Origin of the sequence: Pseudomonas sp. URIL14HWK12:I12, assembly GCF_003097135.1 — a bacterium.
Lineage (GTDB): Bacteria > Pseudomonadota > Gammaproteobacteria > Pseudomonadales > Pseudomonadaceae > Aquipseudomonas.
On record NZ_QEQL01000001.1, the window covers coordinates 123,067 to 139,377 of the forward strand.

Here is a 16,311-nt window from a genome sequence, read left to right on the forward strand (position 1 = left end):
CCGTCTGTCGGTTAGTGCAAAGTGGGGCACGAATTATCGGCCAATGCTGTTGACGAAACCCATAAGCGCAATAGCAAACCACTGTACGAACGAATTAGGAAGCGAATCAAATGGATGGCGCAACTTTCAAAGAAACCGACGTACTGGTCAAACGGCGCGTGATGGTGGTTGAGGACGAGCCGATCATCCGCGAGTTCGTATGTGAGCTACTCAACGCCGAAGGCTACGAGATCGAAGATTACGAATCGGCAGACGAGGCATTCGGTTGCCTGCAGGACCATGCCGACAAGATCGACCTGCTCATTACGGACATACGGATGCCAGGGGAGCTGGACGGGGCAGACCTGACCAATCTGGTGCTCGACCATTGGCCCTCCATTCGTGTGATCGTGATGTCAGGCCACGAAACCCCCGAGACTGCGGGCATTGCCAGCCGCGTGGCGTTTCTGCCCAAGCCTTGGAGCATCGGCCAACTGATCGACAGTGTGTATGACGTGACCTCGCAACCGGCCGTCACTCACTGAGAGGGCAGGGCGGCGGGCCCTTCCAGGGCCAGGCCGCCGAACGATGTAGCGGGGTCGATGTACCTTAGCGCCGATTTCACATCCTTCCAGCCAACATACGCCATGAGGCTTTTAAGATCCCAGCCGTTGGCAGTGGCCCACGTGGCAAACCCGCGCCTGAGTGAGTGGCTCGAATAGGCTGTGGCGTCTACTCCACCGCGCTCGAGAATGCCACGTATCAACGGGATAAGGCTGTTGCTGTGCAGCGGTGCATCCGCAAGATGGCCCCAGCGATCGATGCCTCTGAACACTGGCCCGTGTGCGAGCCCAGCGGTGGTAACCCAGGCCAGGTAAGCCTGAACGGGGCACAGGCGGCTCAGGGCGGGGGTGCGAAGTTGGCTACCCAGGTTCTGGCGGTCCCCCTTGCTGCGCGGTAGATACAGCTCGATCCCCACACCGGCTTGGGCCCGTACATGCTCAACGCGCAGGCGTGCCAGCTCATCGCTGCGCAACCCTCGCCAGAAACCTAACAGCACAAGCGCCTGGTCTCGCCGCGCGCGGAGCCGGCGTACAGGGTCAGTGGCTTCGGCTTCAAGCGCCGCGACCACCCGCTCCAGGGTTTCGATTCCCAATGGCGTGGCTTGGCGCGGTTGGGCAGGGTGCAGCGCCCGGATGCCCTTGAACACTTGCCGCACCAAGGGCGTACGCACCGGGTCTGCGAACCCTTGAGTCAAATGCCACTGCGAGAGTGCTGCCAGGCGTTGGCGCAGGGTGGCCAGGCTGTGCGTTGCAGCATGATCGGCCAGGTACCGGGCAACGCTGTCGGCTGTCGCCGGAAGTAACCCACCCCAGCTCACTTCGAAATGCTCGATCGCCGCTCGATAGCTGCGGCGGGTGTTGTCGCGCGTGCCTGCAGCCAGGTATCGGGCGACCTCGCTCACGTACGCCCCCGCATGAAAAAGCCAGCCACGTACTTGTTGAAGGTCTCCGGGCTTTTGAAGTCGGCCAAGCGTTTGAAGGTATCGCTTTTGGGTTCCGGGCCGCGTGGCTGGCCGGTAAGGGAGACCGACAGCACCCGGTCACCATTGGCGCTGAGTAGTAGTTCGTCCATGTGCTGGCCACCCACGACCGGCCGGCGCAGCGTTACGGCAACGCCTTTGCCGGCCATCCAGTCGACCAACCGTACCAACGCTTGCAGAGGTTCGCGCTCTTCATCGCGAAAGACCGGAAACATCAGTTGGCGCGAGAGCACCGGCACCGTCGCGGCGTGGATCAGCTCGTAGAAATGGCTGCCAGGCTGGGCGGGTGAATACAGCGCCATGGCCAGCAGGGGGCCGCTGGCCCGGGCGCCTCCCCATAGCAGGTGGTGGCCCTGGAGGTCGAAACGCTTGTCGGTCGTGGTGAACACCTTGCGCCCGCGCACATCGCTGACGCAGTCCAGCAGCAGCCCATGCCGGCGATGCCGGCCGAAGGCAGTGGAACTGGCCAGCCGGCTTTTGAGCATCATCATGTGCTTCATGTCGAGCCGGGTTTCCAGATAGTGCGCCGCCGGCACGCGCTCTACCAGCGGGTATCGCGCCGCCACTTGCCGTAGGCGGCCGAATTGTTCGCCCAGGCTCGGCTTGCCGGCATGGCTATAGACATTCAGCCCTGCCGCTTCCAGCCAGGTCAGCAGCACTTCCAGCAAACCGTCACGCTCGTGGCTGGCCGGTGCGGCGTTGAAGTCGGCCAGCAGCCGCAGTGGGACGTCTGGTGCGCGCCAGGCCAACGCCTTGGGCGTACCGTGCTCGGCATTGTCGCTTGCGTGTTGTGCGAAGGGGCATCGAGGGGCGTGCTCGGCCGTGCCGGGGTTGCTGTGCAGCGACAGCGTTCCGGTGTGGCCGTTGAGCGTCACGTTGAGCACCGGCATGCTATCGGTGCGGCACTCGCAGCCCAGCCACTGGCCCTCTGCGCGGACACCCATCAGCCATCGGTTAGCCTGCAGCAGCTCACGGCCCTGAGCCTGGCCGAGGGCGAACGCCTCTACCATGGCCTGTTCGGCAGGAGTCAGGCTGCGCAGAATGGCGCCATTGTGGTCGAGCAAACGCATGCTTGCGCCTTGGGCAGGGGTGAGGGCAATGCTGGCCGTTGCTGGCTGTATATACATACAGAAGCGATGAATTGCAAATCTTGTGGCCGACAAACTGCCCTGCGATCAGGGGCCTACCCCTGGATGCTGCGCCACTGGCGGGGGCTGACGCCGAACCAGCGACGAAAGGCCCGGGAGAACGCGCTGGTTTCGGAATAGCCCAGCAGCGGTGCCAGCTCGCTGATGCTAAGGCTCTGTTCGCGCAGATGCCGCAGCGCAAGGTCGCGCCGCACCTGCTCGACCAACTGGCTGAAACACAAACCGTGCTCGCGCAGCCGGCGTTGTAACGTCGCCTCGCCCAATTGCAGCTGGCAGGCCACTCGCTCCAGGCTTGGCTCTCCCAAGTGCAGAGCATGGCGTACCGCATCGCCGGCCTGGGCAAGCAGGTCCGGGCTGCCGGCCAGGCCGCTCAATTGGCGCAGGCTGTCTTTGACCAGCATCAGCAGCACCGGGTCGCGGCCCGGCATCATTCGCCCGGCCAGGTCGTGTTTGGCGATGACCAGGCTGTTACAGGCCTGGCCGAAGTGCACCGGTGCATCGAACAGTTCCCGATGCGCCTGCCAATCGGCGGGGCGGCAATGCTCGAAGTGCACCTCACGGGGTGCCCATCTGGGGCCAAGCACGTGGCGCATCAGGTTGGCCGCCATGCCTAGGGTTAGCTCAGCGTCTTGGCGGCGGGCACCAATGCCGGGCTGGCGCACCTGGTAATCAAAACGATAGCTCTCGCCCTGATCCACCAGCTCGATCAATGTGTTGTGCTGGTGAAGCGGAAAGGCCTGGGTGAAGTTCACCAGGGCTTCTTCGAGGGTGCCTGAGCACAGCCCTATATAGCCCAGCAGCCCCAAGGCTTGCGGCTGGAATTGCTGGCCGTAATGCAGGCCAAAGTTGTCGCAGCCGGTCTGGCGGGCGGCTTCCTCCATCACCTGGCAGTAATTGGCAAGGTTCAGCGAAAGGGTGGGGCTGCGCAGTTGCTCGGGGTCGATGCCGGCGTGGCCGAAGACCCGGTCCAGGTCACCGCCGTGCTGGGTGATGAACCCTTCCAGGCCGCTGGCCGCAGCAGCCAAAACACCTTGGTGGGTGCCGGTGCCGCTGAAAGAAGTCGCAGAATGGGCCAGGTTTTGCAGCATCGTAGTGGTCGCCGAGTGCTAGTGTATGAAATTGTTTCAAGCAAACACCGTACCTAGTCCTGCAAGGCCGGTGCCAGAGGCGCAGAACCTGTCGGCGGCCGAACAGGCGACGTTACCGATGTACTCACAGACAGGTGAAATCTACTCGCGGGCAGGGCCGAAATGGTGCAGCGCACGGTGTCGCGCCCCATGCTGGTACCGAGCTCTAAAACTTGACCGCAGCGGCCTTGTTGCGCATTCGCCGGTCAAGTCTTGCGGGTTTTTTCGTGGTTATCCTGCCGGCATACCCCCAAGCGGGGCTACCTGATGACGAGGTGTCACATGACCGCGACAACACTCAAACCGACCTTGGGCACCCTGCATTTGTGGGGGCTGGCTGTGGGCCTGGTGATTTCCGGCGAGTATTTTGGCTGGAGCTATGGCTGGGGGGCTGCTGGCACCCTGGGCTTTCTGGTATCGACTCTGCTGGTGGCGGTGATGTACACCTGCTTCATCTTCAGTTACACGGAGCTGACCACCGCCATTCCGCACGCCGGCGGCCCGTTCGCCTACAGCCTGCGCGCGTTCGGCCCAGCCGGGGCAACGGTCGCCGGCCTGGCTACCCTGATCGAGTTCGTGTTCGCCCCGCCGGCCATCGCCATGGCCATCGGCGCCTACCTCAATGTGCAATTCCCCGAACTCAGCCCAAGCGTGGCCGCAGTGGGGGCGTATTTGATCTTCATGACGCTCAACATCGTTGGCGTGAACATCGCCGCGACCTTCGAGCTGGTGGTCACCGTGCTGGCGGTGATCGAGCTGCTGGTGTTCATGGGCGTGGTGGCGCCGGGCTTCAGCTTCAGCAATTTCGTGCTCGGTGGCTGGTCGGGCAGCGACACTTTCGGGCCGCAGGCTATCTCTGGGATCTTCGCCGCCATCCCGTTCGCCATCTGGTTCTTCCTCGCTATCGAAGGTGCAGCGATGGCTGCCGAAGAAGCCCGGGACCCCAAGCGCACCATTCCGCGGGCTTACATCGCGGGCATTCTTACCCTGGTAACCCTGGCGCTGGGGGTGATGATCTTCGCCGGCGGCGTTGGCGACTGGCGTGCGCTGTCGAACATCAACGACCCGCTGCCACAAGCGATGAAAACCGTAGTAGGCAATAACTCGGCGTGGATGCACATGCTGGTGTGGATCGGCCTGTTCGGCCTGGTGGCCAGCTTTCACGGCATCATCCTGGGTTACTCGCGGCAGTTCTTCGCCCTGGCCCGTGCAGGCTTCCTGCCGGCATCCCTGGCCAAACTTTCACGCTTCCAGACGCCACACCGCGCGATCCTGGCCGGTGGCGTAGTGGGCATCGCTGCAGTGCTTAGCGACGGCGCGGTGAACCTTCAGGGCATGACCCTGACGGCGGCGATGATCACCATGTCGGTATTCGGGGCTATCGTGATGTACATCATGAGCATGCTCAGCCTGTTCAAGCTGCGCCGTAGCGAGCCGAACCTGGAGCGCAGCTTCCGCGCCCCGGGCTACCCGATAGTGCCAGGCATCGCCTTGGCGCTGGCGGTGGTGTGCCTGGTGGCGATGGTCTGGTTCAACCCGACCATCACCGTGATCTTTGCGGTGTTGATGGTGGTGGGTGCGGTGTTTTCCAAACTAGTGCGCGGCCGCAGCACTTCTGCCGAGCAACTGGCAACGGAGGTATGACAGATGGCGGGCTTCATCCAGGTAGCGGGTGGGCATAACTGGCGTTTTGAGGACTTGCGCGAGCTGATGGCCAAAGCCAGCCCGGCACGCTCGGGTGACTGCTTGGCCGGTATTGCCGCCCAGTCGGACGCTGAGCGCGCCGCCGCGCAGATGGCGTTGGCCGATGTGCCGCTCAAGCGCTTCCTTGAAGAAGCGTTGATCCCCTACGAGGAGGATGAAGTCACCCGGCTGATCATCGACAGCCATGACCGCGCCGCTTTCGCCCCGGTCAGCCACCTGACCGTCGGCGGCTTTCGCGACTGGCTGCTGGGCGAACAGGCCACCGAGAAGAGCCTGCGCGCCCTGGCCCCTGGCCTTACGCCGGAGATGGCCGCAGCCGTGTCGAAAATCATGCGCGTGCAGGACCTGGTGCTCGTAGCGCAGAAGATCCGGGTGGTCACTGCCTTTCGCAATACCGTCGGGCTGAGAGGCCGCATGAGCACCCGGCTGCAGCCTAACCACCCCACAGACGCCGCCGCCGGCATCGCCGCCAGCGTGCTGGACGGCCTGCTGTACGGCAACGGCGACGCTATGATCGGGATCAATCCGGCGACCGACAGCCTGGGCGCGATCGGCGAGTTGCTGAAAATGCTCGACGGGGTGATCCAGCGTTATGGCATTCCCACACAGTCCTGCGTGCTTACCCATGTCACCTCTTCGATTGCCGCTATCGAACGTGGCCTTCCGCTGGACCTGGTGTTTCAGTCGATCGCTGGCACCCAGGCCGCCAACGAAAGCTTCGGCATCAGCCTGAGTGTGCTCCAGGAGGGGTACGAAGCGGGCCTGAGCCTCAAACGTGGCAGCGTTGGGCAGAACCTGATGTATTTCGAGACCGGGCAGGGCAGTGCCCTATCGGCCAACGCGCACCATGGGGTCGACCAGCAGACCTGTGAAGCCCGTGCCTATGCGGTGGCGCGGCATTTCAACCCGTTTCTGGTCAATACCGTGGTGGGCTTCATCGGCCCGGAGTACCTTTATAACGGCAAGCAGATCATTCGCGCGGGCCTTGAAGACCATTTCTGCGGCAAGCTGCTGGGCGTGCCGATGGGTTGCGATATCTGTTACACCAACCATGCCGAAGCCGACCAGGACGACATGGACATGCTGCTGACCCTGCTGGGTGTCGCCGGCATCAACTTCATCATGGGCATTCCCGGCTCGGACGACGTGATGCTCAACTACCAAACCACCTCCTTCCATGACGCACTCTACGCACGCCAGGCGCTGGGCCTGAAACCGGCACCTGAATTCGAAGCCTGGCTGGCCCATACCGGGATCCTGCGCCAGGACGGCGGCCGCCTGCAGCTGGGCCGCGATGTACCGCCGGCGTTTCGCCCGGCCCTTGCCCATTTGGGATGAGCACTGCCTATGCATGACGATGACCATGACGCCCCCGCGCGGCCCGACCCCTGGCAGGCGCTGCGGCGCCTGACCCCTGCACGCATCGCACTGGGGCGCGCCGGCACCAGCCTGCCGACCACAGCGCAGCTGGACTTCCAATACGCCCATGCTCAGGCCCGCGATGCGGTGCATGTGCCGCTGGATGCCGAAGCCGTGGGCCAGGCGCTCCAGGCCCGCGGCTTCGATGTGCTGCAGCTGCACAGCGCCGCCGCCGACCGGCATATCTACCTGCAACGCCCGGATTTGGGGCGGCGGCTGGACGACGCCAGCGCCGCGCTGCTGGATCAATGGGTCGCTGAACACTCGCAGGGTTATGACCTCGCGCTGGTGGTAGCCGATGGGCTGTCATCGCTTGCCATCGAGCGCCATGGCCAGGTGATGGTCGAGCGCATCAGCGAGCTGGCCCGGGCCGAAGGCTGGCGCCTGGCACCAGTGAGCCTGGTCAGGCAGAGCCGGGTAGCGCTGGGCGATGACGTCGGCCAGCGGCTCAAGGCGCGCATGGTAGTGGTGCTGATCGGCGAGCGCCCCGGCCTGAGCTCACCCGACAGCCTGGGGCTGTACTTCACCTACGCGCCCCGTGTGGGCCTGACCGACGCGGCGCGCAACTGCATATCCAACGTACGCCTGGAGGGCATGAGCTACGCCATGGCCAGCCATACCCTTATCTACCTGATGCGCCAGGCGTGGCAACGGCAGCTCAGCGGCGTGAACCTCAAAGACGAGGCTCAGGTGCCTACCCTCGAGGGTGAACCACAGGTGGGCAACTTTTTGCTCGATGGGCAGTAAGTGTTTGCAGCACGGCCGTGACTTTCTTCCCACCAGCGGCGTCGAGACTTCTGTAGCCGTAAATCGCCCGCGCTACAGGCATTGCCCAATGCCTGTAGCGCGGGCGTTTCACGCCGCTGCCGTTCGCCGCCGCTTCGCCTGTGCGGGGCGGCCCACACCGCTCTCACGAGAGGGCGGTGAACCCTATGTGACTTCGAGGTAACGAGGAAGATGGCCAAGGCCGCCGATGTAGTGGTGCAGTGTCTGGAAAACGAAGGCGTCGAGTACGTATTCGGCATCCCAGGTGAGGAAAACCTCGATCTGCTGGAATCGCTGCGCAAATCGCAGATCAAGCTGGTACTGACCCGTCACGAGCAATCCGCGGGCTTCATGGCCGCGACTTACGGCCGCCTCACCGGCAAGACCGGCGTGAGCCTGTCGACCCTGGGCCCTGGCGCCACCAACCTGGTTACCGCCGGCGCTTACGCCTACCTGGGCGGCATGCCGATGATGATGATCACTGGCCAGAAGCCAATCAAGAAGTCCAAGCAGGGCCGCTTCCAGATCATCGACGTGTGCGGGATGATGGACCCCATCACCAAATACACCCATCAGCTCGCCTCGGCCGACAACATCCCGGCACGCATGCGTGAAGCGTTCCGCCTGGCCGAAGAAGAAAAACCCGGCGCTGTGCACCTTGAACTCCCGGAAGACATCGCCGCCGACCAGACCGACGCGATGCCGATCCCGCCCAGCCTGCACCGCCGCCCACTGGCCGAGCACAAGGCCATCGAAGCGACCGTCGAAAAACTGAAAAAGGCCCGCAGCCCGATCTTGGTGATCGGCGCCGGCGCCAACCGCAAGATGACGGCCAAGGTCCTCAAGCAGCTGATCGACAAGACCGGCATCCCGTTCGTCACCACCCAGATGGGTAAAGGCGTGGTCGACGAGCGCCATGAGCGCTTCCTCGGCAACGCGGCGCTCTCTGCCGGTGACTTCGTGCACCGCGCGGTGGAAGCGGCCGACCTGATCATCAACATCGGCCACGACGTGATCGAGAAGCCGCCGTTCTTCATGGTCCGTGGCGGCACCGAAGTGATCCACGTGAGCTTCCGTTCGGCTGAGGTCGATGCGGTGTACTTCCCGCAGATCGAAGTGATCGGCGACATCGCCAACTCCGTCTGGCAGATCAGCGAAGCGCTGGGCGACACCGCCCACTGGGATTTCACCCGGCTGTTGCAGGTGCGTGAGGCCAACGAAGCTCAGATCATCGAAGGCGCCGACGACAATCGCTTCCCGATCTACCCGCAACGCATGGTTGCCGACATCCGCCGCGCCCTGCCGTCCGAAGGCATCGTGGCGCTGGACAACGGTATCTACAAGATCTGGTTCGCGCGCAACTACAAGGCTCACAAACCCAACACCGTTCTGCTCGACAACGCCCTGGCGACCATGGGCGCGGGCCTTCCTTCGGCAATGGCTTCGCATCTGGTGTACCCAGACCGCCCGGTCATCGCGGTGTGCGGCGACGGTGGCTTCATGATGAACAGCCAGGAGCTGGAAACCGCCGTTCGCCTGAAGATGAACCTGGTGGTGGTGATCCTGCGTGACGACGGCTACGGCATGATCCGCTGGAAGCAGTCGAACATGGGCTTTACCGACTTCGGCCTGGACTACGGCAACCCGGACTTCGTGATGTACGCACAGAGCTACGGCGCCCACGGCCACCGCGTTGAAAGCGCCGAAGGCTTCCTGCCGCTGCTGCAGGATTGCCTGAAGACCCCCGGCGTCCACGTAATCGATTGCCCGGTGGACTACTCTGAGAATGACTTCATTCTCAATACCGAGCTCAAGCGCCGCAGCGCGCTGGTTTAAGCGTACCCATCGCCTGGCCCGTTCTGGGCCCAGGCATGAAAAAGGCGGCGGCCCCTCAAGGGCTGCCGCCTTCTTTTTTGAGCGGAGCTATTTGAGCAGTTTGGCGAAATGATCGATCGCCAGCTTATAGCCGTGTGTGCCGAACCCGGCGATCACGCCCACTGCGATCAGCGACACATAGGAATGGTGGCGAAAGCTCTCGCGCTTGTGCACGTTGGAGATATGAACTTCCAGCACCGGTACTTCAGCTGCGGCGAAGGCATCGTGGATCGCGATGGAGGTGTGGGTCCAGGCGCCCGGATTGATGACGATACCGTCGACGGTGCCACGCGCGGCGTGAATCCAGTCGATCATCTGGCCTTCATGGTTGGTCTGCCGGCACTCGGCGTCCAGGCCGTGTGCCTTGGCGGCGGCCTGGCACATGGCTTCGACGTCGGCGAGGGTTTCGCTACCGTAGGTGCCCGGCTCCCGTAGGCCGAGCATGTTCAGGTTGGGGCCGTTCAAAATGAGCAGGCGTTTAGCCATGTGTGTTTTGTCCTAGGTGTTCAGGCAGAAGGAGAGGTGCGACGGTATAAGAGGCTGGCCACCAGCGCGGCCAACAGGCCCCACGCCAGGCCATCGAGCCACCACCAGGCGGTAGCGCCGAGGCGGGCGGGGGCGCCGTGATGAAACCAGCTCGAAAGGTGCGAACCCGGCAATTGCAGCAGCTCCAGTGCGCCCTGTTCCAAAGCCAGCATCCCGCACGACGGCACACTACCCATGCACATGGCTACGCTCGCCTGCAGTGCGCGGGCCAGAAGCATATCGGCCGCGCAGGCGGCGGCGGCGATCAGCAACAGGGTCAAGGTGCGGCGGTTGCGCATGGGCAGGGCCCCAAGAAATAAATGCACGGCAGCATACTCCAGCCTGTTGCTGCGTGAAACCTCGCAAGGCACCGGCCCGTGCGCTGATCGCACTGCCTCATTGCGGGCGCGGGGCCATCAGGTATTGGGCAAAGTTGACGTTGTCCACTTCGTCGACTTTTTTCTTTAGCCGTTCGTTGAAGGCTCGCCCTATGCCGTACTGGCCGCCTGAGGTGGTGCGAAACTGGGCGGTAAGGGTGATGCCGTTCAGGTCCATCTTATCGACCCCGAACACCTGGAAAGGCCCTTGCAGGCTGCTGCGCAGCAGAATGTCCTGTTCGATATCGTCGGCCGTCTCGCGAATCAGCCGCAAGGCGGTGTCGATGTCGCTGTCGTAGGTCACTTGCACCGAAAAGAAGGCGTAGGCGAACTGCCGGGACTGGTTGGTGACGGCCTTGATCTGCCCGAACGGCACAGAGTGCACGAAGCCTTTGCCGTCACGCAGGCGCAAGGTGCGTACTGTAAGGCTTTCGACGGTGCCGGCGTGGCCGGAGTCCAGCACCACCCAGTCACCGATCGCAATGGTGTCTTCGATCAGGATGAACAGCCCGGTGATCACGTCCTGCACCAGTTGCTGAGAGCCGAAACCGATGGCCAGGCCTACTACGCCTGCGCCGGCCAGCAGGGGCGCGACGTTGATGCCCAGGTTGGCCATGGTGGTGATCACGCAGATCACCACCAGCACGATCTTGGCGGCATTGCGAAGCATCGGCAGGATGGTCTTGACCCGCGTGCTGGGCTGACGGCTGGCACGCTTGCCCACGGCAGGCTTCAGGGCCTCCTGGATGGCAGTGTCGATCACCACCCACAGCAGCCAGGTCACTAGCAGGATCAGGCCGATAGCGCTGAGCGAGTCGCTGATTGCCCTGCCCACCGAGTTGCTGGCAGCGAAGGCCAGGACAGAAAAGCCCCAGATGCGAGCCAACAACTCAATGAAAGCGACGGCAATAGCGACCCGTGCCAGCGCATGGCCAAGGCTGCGCACCAGCTCGAGGTAGGGCCGCGAGCGCTCCGGGTCGCCGCTGACGTGCGGGCGCAGCAGATGATGGGCCAGGGTGCTCAGGAACACCGCACCCACCAGCAGCACAGTGGTCATCAGTGCGCGCTGGAGGGCTTGTTGGCTTTCCTCGCCCGCACCGATCAGGTGCACCATCGATACCAGAATCATCAACAAGATGGGCAGGTACCACAGCGCCGAAAAAATACGCAGTGTTTCCTGCACGGCACGGTGCTGATGGCGCACGTGGTAGCTGCGGTTGCGGATCAGGTGCGCCACCGGCCTGCGCATGCGCAGCACCAGTGCTGCGAAGAGCACAGTCGCTGCCAGCCCACAGAATACCGCCAAGCTGCTGGTGAGATTGCTGCCGAGCTGGCGGGCGATCTGCGGGCTGGTCAGTGCATCACCCAAGGCAGCGAAGAAGCCGATCAGGAACAACGGTCGAGGGGTATGCTGGCGCAGCACGCGCACGGCAGCGCGCTTGTGCCCGGCATCGAACAGGGTGATCACGCACATCACGATGGAGGTGGAGAAGGCCCCGCTGCCGGTGGCGTAGGCCAACGAAAGGGCCAGCGCCCGCGCGGGTGAAAGCGCTAGGTGCTGGGCCACACTCAAAGTGATCGGCAGCGCCAGCAGCGCCGGTGTGGTGAAGCGCAGCAGATAGCCAAACACCTCGTGCAGGCGTGGGCGGTGGCGGAACGGCCCCACGCGCCCAGCGCGCGCCCAGAAGGTGCGTGCTAGCAAGTGCAACACTGCAAAACTACCGATCCAGCAGGCGCTGATTATCAGAACGTCGCGGGTCAGCCACAGGCTATCGTCAGCATCATGCTGGTCCAGCAGCTTGCCAGCCTCGTCGGCCGCGCGGTCGGTGCGCAGTCGCCAGGTATCGACGAGGCTATCGTTGAGGTTCAGTGAATCCTGCAGGCTGTCCAGGCTCGAGCCCAGGGTGCCAAGCAGGCCACCTTGGACCAGCGGCTCGGGTGGCTGGGCAGGGGTTGCAGCCGTAGTAGCGGCGTTGAGGTTCAAGCTCAGCAGGGTGAGCAACAACAGCAGGCACAAGCGTGGCACGGGCGGGCTCCAGCGGTGGAAATGCGTGGCGCAGGTGAAGTGGGTTTGTTGGCGCACCCGGCACAGCGCGCCTGCTGATGTTCGCGGGCACTGGCTTGGGGAGGGCCTCCGGGCGTCGCGACGGTTTCTGAGCGCAGCGGCGCTATCAGCTAGAGTTCCAATCGCTTGGCAAGTTCGGTGCACTAACGTATTCCTGACGCCATCGAGCGCTGGAAAGGCAGGGGCGCTGCGCCTTGCCCGGCCAGCCAGCGCACCCGCTCGCCGCGCTACCGGCCCGGCAGTAACTGCACCTGCTGCGGCGCGCGCTGCATGATCACCTCGCCGTTGCGCACCGACCACAACGCCTTGGCCTGGGTGCGCACTGCTTCGTAGTCGCTTGCAGCCTCGAGAATCACGAAGCTTGCCGGCCGCCCCTCGACGAGGCCGTAGCCCTCCCCGAGGCCCAGGGCTCGCGCACTGTGGTCGGTTACTAGGTCCAGGCACCGGCGCAAGTCGTCGTAGCCCATCATGTGGCAGATATGCAGGCCCGCGTCGAGGATGCGCAGGATGTTGCCATTGCCCAGCGGGTACCAGGGGTCTTGCAGTGAGTCCTGACCAAAGCACACGTTGAGCCCTGCACGGTCGAGCTCGGCCACGCGGGTTACGCCGCGACGCTTGGGGAAGGTATCGAAGCGGCCTTGCAAATGAATGCTTTCGGTAGGGCAGGAGACGAAGCTCAGGTTTGCGGCTTTGAGCAGGCGCATCAGTTTGGAACAGTAGGCGTTATCGTAAGAGCCCATGGCGGTGGTGTGGCTGGCAGTGACCATGGCGCCCATGCCGCGTACACGCGCCTGTTCGGCCAGTACTTCCAGAAAGCGCGAGTGGGGGTCATCGGTTTCATCGCAGTGCACATCTACCTTTAGCCCGCGGCGCTCGGCTTGGTCCATCAGGAAGTGGACCGAGCTCACGCCTTGCTCACGAGTGTTTTCGAAATGCGGGATGCCGCCCACCACATCGGCGCCCATGTCCAGTGCTCGCTCCATCAATGCACGGCCGCCTTCGAATGACTCGATGCCTTCCTGCGGAAACGCTACGATCTGCAGGTCGATCAGCGAGCGGGCCTCATCACGCACCTCCAGCAGGGCCTTGAGCGCGGCAAGGGTGGGGTCGGTAACGTCCACATGGGTGCGCACCTGCTGTATGCCGTGCTCGGCAAGCATGCGGATGCCCGCGTGGGCACGGGCCTTGGTGTCTTGGTGTGTGATGGTCGCCTTGCGCTGGCCCCAGCGTTCGATGCCTTCGAACAACGTGCCGCTGCGATTCCATTCTGGCTGCCCCGCAGTGGCCACGGCGTCCAGGTGAATATGGGGCTCCACCAACGGCGGGATGACGAGATTGCTGCTGGCATCCAGAGTGCCAGGCTGGGCTGCCAGCGGTTCGCTTTGTGCAATGATGCGATGGATTCGGCCATTCTGGCAGAAAATGCTGTGCAGCCCGGGCGCCGTGCGCAGGCGGGCATTGACGATGTGCATGGCAGGCTCCTGAGGGGACGTTGCCCCCATTGTGCCCGCGCGGGCTTTAAGCGCGAAAGTCTTTGTATTCGCCGCGCCGTCGCCCGGCGCGCTTGGCCTGAAATAACAACGCGTCGACCTGGTCAACGAACCCCGCCGCAAAATCACGCCGGGCCGGCACTGTCACGCCTGCGCCCAAGCTCAGGCTCAGTGGCTGGCCCTGCGGTGAGGCGGCATGAGGGATGGGGTGCTGGCGCATCAGTTGCAGGCAGCGTTCACCGATGGCGCGCGCTGCCTCCAGATGAGTTTCAGGCAGGATCCAGGCAAATTCTTCCCCACCGAGCCTTGCGAAGAAGTCCCGTGGGCGATTGGCTGCCCCGCTCAGCGTGCGCGCCAGTTGACGCAGGCATTCGTCGCCTTGGAGGTGGCCGTAATGTTCGTTGTACGAATTGAAGTGGTCGATATCGATCAGCAGCAACGCCAGCGGTTGGCCACTGCGCTGGGCATTGGACCATTCCCGCTCCAGAACGCTATCGAACATTCGCCGGTTGGCAATACCGGTAAGGCCATCCTGGTAGGAAAACTCCTCCAGCTGCCTGTGCAACCGTGTCAGTTCCTCTTCGTTTTTCTTACGGTCACTGATGTCGAACATGAAGCCGACCAGCGAGTCGACCTCGCTATTGGCACCCTTGACCACGTGTACCACATCTCGCAGCCACACACAGTGGCCGTGCACGGTGAGTGCGCGATACTCAGCTTCGTGGTCGATGCCGGCACGGGATTGGCTGATACAGAAATTCACGACCTGGTCGCGATCGGCAGGGTGCATGCGTTCGACCCAGTCATTGATGCCAACCCAGCTAGCCAGCGGCCAGCCCAGGAGGGTTTCGATCTGCGAACCCATGTAAGTGAATGTCAGAGTCTGCCAATCCAGGCGCCAAGCGATAGCGCCGGTGGCCTTGAGCAGCCTATCGAGAGCTGCCGGGTCATCAAGCAGGGCGACGGCAGGCATTGGGTATCACTCCGAAGCGGACGGGCTTGCAATATCATGTTGCTACTAGTGGGCGGGTTGCAAGTATTTCCTAAAACCATCGCTTCGGTGGGTGACGCTGGCCTGTAGAGCGGCCCCGGCGCCTCGCGGCACCGGGGCGAAGACATTTACGGCAGCGGGTCGCCCCCTGTCACGCCGAATACTTCGCCGGTGATGTAGCTGGATTCCTGAGAGGCCAGCAGCACGTAAAGCGGGGCACATTCGGCCGGTTGCCCCGGGCGTTTCATCGGGACTTGCTCACCGAAATGCGGGATTTTTTCTCGTGGCTGGCCACCGCTGGGCTGTAGCACTGTCCACACTGGGCCAGGCGCTACGGCGTTGACACGGATGCCGCGTTCGATCACCTGGCCGGCCAAAGCCTTGGTGAAGGCGACGATGCCCGCCTTGGTGGTCGCGTAGTCCAGCAAGGTTGCCGAAGGTTGGTACGATTGGATCGACGCGGTATTGATGATGGTGGCACCGGCCGGCATCAGCGGTACGGCAGCCTTGCACAGCCAGAACAGGCCATAAAGGTTGGTTTTGAGGGTCGCATCGAACTGCTCGGTAGTGACCTCGCTGATGTCGCGCTGGGCAGTCTGTTTGCCCGCGACGTTTACCAGGATGTCCAGGCCACCCAGGGCCTCATGGCCCTGCTGTACAAGCTGCTTGCAGAAGGCTTCATCACGCAGGTCCCCTGGCAGCGAAATCGCAAGGCGCCCTTCGGCTTCGATGAGCGCTTTCACCTGCGCGGCGTCGGGCTCTTCCTCAGGGAGGTAATTGAGAACGATATCGGCCCCTTCGCGGGCGAAAGCGATTGCAACAGCGCGGCCGATACCGGAATCAGCGCCGGTGATCAATGCCTTACGACCCTTAAGGCGCCCGAAACCTTGGTAGCTCTCCTCGCCATGATCCGGCGTCGGTTTCATGTTCGCCCCGAGGCCTGGTGCATCTTGTGGTTGATCTTCGAAAGGGGGCGTCGGGTATTGGGTGAGCGGGTTCTGCATGGCGTATTGATTACGTACCTGGCTCATAGGCCCTCCTGAGTTGTTAAATCGATTCAGTAAATTGGAAGGGCAGAGGCGGGCAGAGGTTTTAATTTTCAGAGGGCTGTACGACGAACGGTACCTGTATAACTTATGTTAATTGATCGTTTGTTCAGTAATATTTTCTCATCAAAAATAGTTCATAAAATTCAACGAGCTACAGAAATAACAAATTCATTGATCTGGCGCATTTGCCGGCGGCGCCTTCTGGGGTTATACCAACTTAGACAACAACGAATGGCAGGGTATTTTGGCACCTG

At 62.9% G+C, this 16,311-nt stretch carries 14 protein-coding genes; 5 read left to right on the top strand and 9 right to left on the bottom strand.

The genetic code is table 11. From position 1 onward, the window contains the following. The first annotated feature begins 110 nt into the window (after window positions 1-110). Window positions 111-524 carry a response regulator gene (locus F474_RS00525; protein ID WP_097086393.1) on the top strand — a complete coding sequence of 138 codons (414 nt, stop codon included), beginning with the start codon at window positions 111-113 and terminating at the stop codon, window positions 522-524. Here the strand turns inward: F474_RS00525 and F474_RS00530 are convergent. The 3 genes from F474_RS00530 to F474_RS00540 all read right to left on the bottom strand — a co-directional run bounded on the left by F474_RS00530 (window position 518) and on the right by F474_RS00540 (window position 3,758). Next, on the bottom strand, window positions 518-1,444 hold the full coding sequence (locus F474_RS00530; protein WP_097086395.1) for a site-specific integrase: 927 nt from the start codon (window positions 1,442-1,444) through the stop codon (window positions 518-520). The two genes, F474_RS00525 and F474_RS00530, sit on opposite strands and share 7 nt — an antisense overlap. After that, window positions 1,441-2,592: a hypothetical protein gene (locus F474_RS00535; RefSeq protein ID WP_097086397.1), complete on the bottom strand. Its 1,152-nt coding sequence runs from the start codon at window positions 2,590-2,592 to the stop codon at window positions 1,441-1,443. The genes F474_RS00530 and F474_RS00535 overlap by 4 nt, the downstream gene beginning before the upstream one ends. A 113-nt stretch (window positions 2,593-2,705) precedes the next feature. Further along, entirely contained in the window at window positions 2,706-3,758 is a 1,053-nt protein-coding gene (locus F474_RS00540) for an AraC family transcriptional regulator (RefSeq protein WP_097086399.1), read from the bottom strand. A gap of 321 nt (window positions 3,759-4,079) precedes the next feature. Here F474_RS00540 and eat point away from each other — a divergent pair, with 321 nt between their 5' ends. From eat to F474_RS00560, 4 genes are all read left to right on the top strand, one after another. Then, window positions 4,080-5,441 carry an ethanolamine permease gene (eat, locus tag F474_RS00545; protein ID WP_097086401.1) on the top strand — a complete coding sequence of 454 codons (1,362 nt, stop codon included), beginning with the start codon at window positions 4,080-4,082 and terminating at the stop codon, window positions 5,439-5,441. Between the two features lie 3 nt (window positions 5,442-5,444). Continuing rightward, entirely contained in the window at window positions 5,445-6,839 is a 1,395-nt protein-coding gene (locus F474_RS00550) for an ethanolamine ammonia-lyase subunit EutB (RefSeq protein ID WP_097086404.1), read from the top strand. Between the two features lie 9 nt (window positions 6,840-6,848). Further along, complete coding sequence (gene eutC / locus F474_RS00555; RefSeq protein WP_097086406.1) at window positions 6,849-7,667, top strand: ethanolamine ammonia-lyase subunit EutC; 819 nt, start codon at window positions 6,849-6,851, stop codon at window positions 7,665-7,667. 210 nt (window positions 7,668-7,877) lie between these two features. Then, window positions 7,878-9,521 (top strand): acetolactate synthase large subunit, encoded by a 1,644-nt coding sequence (locus tag F474_RS00560; protein ID WP_097086408.1) that lies wholly within the window; start codon window positions 7,878-7,880, stop codon window positions 9,519-9,521. Window positions 9,522-9,608: 87 nt separating this feature from the next. On the opposite strand, the gene aroQ is transcribed toward F474_RS00560, so the two are convergent. The 6 genes from aroQ to F474_RS00590 form a co-directional block, all read right to left on the bottom strand. Continuing rightward, window positions 9,609-10,046, bottom strand: a complete 438-nt coding sequence (gene aroQ, locus F474_RS00565; protein WP_097086410.1) for a type II 3-dehydroquinate dehydratase — start codon at window positions 10,044-10,046, stop codon at window positions 9,609-9,611. Window positions 10,047-10,066: 20 nt separating this feature from the next. After that, a complete protein-coding gene (locus F474_RS00570; protein WP_125483355.1) occupies window positions 10,067-10,411 on the bottom strand; it encodes a hypothetical protein in 345 nt (114 codons plus the stop codon). A 70-nt stretch (window positions 10,412-10,481) separates the two neighbouring features. After that, window positions 10,482-12,488: a mechanosensitive ion channel family protein gene (locus F474_RS00575; RefSeq protein ID WP_097086413.1), complete on the bottom strand. Its 2,007-nt coding sequence runs from the start codon at window positions 12,486-12,488 to the stop codon at window positions 10,482-10,484. A gap of 266 nt (window positions 12,489-12,754) precedes the next feature. Beyond that, window positions 12,755-13,999 carry a cytosine deaminase gene (gene codA / locus F474_RS00580; RefSeq protein WP_097086415.1) on the bottom strand — a complete coding sequence of 415 codons (1,245 nt, stop codon included), beginning with the start codon at window positions 13,997-13,999 and terminating at the stop codon, window positions 12,755-12,757. Window positions 14,000-14,045: 46 nt separating this feature from the next. Then, entirely contained in the window at window positions 14,046-14,990 is a 945-nt protein-coding gene (locus tag F474_RS00585; protein ID WP_097086417.1) for a sensor domain-containing diguanylate cyclase, read from the bottom strand. 146 nt (window positions 14,991-15,136) lie between these two features. Next, window positions 15,137-16,039, bottom strand: a complete 903-nt coding sequence (locus F474_RS00590; RefSeq protein ID WP_097086419.1) for an SDR family oxidoreductase — start codon at window positions 16,037-16,039, stop codon at window positions 15,137-15,139. Window positions 16,040-16,311 lie beyond the last annotated feature (272 nt).

Bases quoted from the DNA above. Each gene is read 5' to 3' on its own strand.
- F474_RS00525 (WP_097086393.1), top strand. From the start codon at position 111: ATGGATGGCGCAACTTTCAAAGAAACCGACGTACTGGTCAAACGGCGC.
- F474_RS00535 (WP_097086397.1), bottom strand. From the start codon at position 2,592: ATGCGTTTGCTCGACCACAATGGCGCCATTCTGCGCAGCCTGACTCCT.
- F474_RS00540 (WP_097086399.1), bottom strand. From the start codon at position 3,758: ATGCTGCAAAACCTGGCCCATTCTGCGACTTCTTTCAGCGGCACCGGC.
- eat (WP_097086401.1), top strand. From the start codon at position 4,080: ATGACCGCGACAACACTCAAACCGACCTTGGGCACCCTGCATTTGTGG.
- F474_RS00550 (WP_097086404.1), top strand. From the start codon at position 5,445: ATGGCGGGCTTCATCCAGGTAGCGGGTGGGCATAACTGGCGTTTTGAG.
- eutC (WP_097086406.1), top strand. From the start codon at position 6,849: ATGCATGACGATGACCATGACGCCCCCGCGCGGCCCGACCCCTGGCAG.
- F474_RS00560 (WP_097086408.1), top strand. From the start codon at position 7,878: ATGGCCAAGGCCGCCGATGTAGTGGTGCAGTGTCTGGAAAACGAAGGC.
- aroQ (WP_097086410.1), bottom strand. From the start codon at position 10,046: ATGGCTAAACGCCTGCTCATTTTGAACGGCCCCAACCTGAACATGCTC.
- codA (WP_097086415.1), bottom strand. From the start codon at position 13,999: ATGCACATCGTCAATGCCCGCCTGCGCACGGCGCCCGGGCTGCACAGC.
- F474_RS00585 (WP_097086417.1), bottom strand. From the start codon at position 14,990: ATGCCTGCCGTCGCCCTGCTTGATGACCCGGCAGCTCTCGATAGGCTG.
- F474_RS00590 (WP_097086419.1), bottom strand. From the start codon at position 16,039: ATGAGCCAGGTACGTAATCAATACGCCATGCAGAACCCGCTCACCCAA.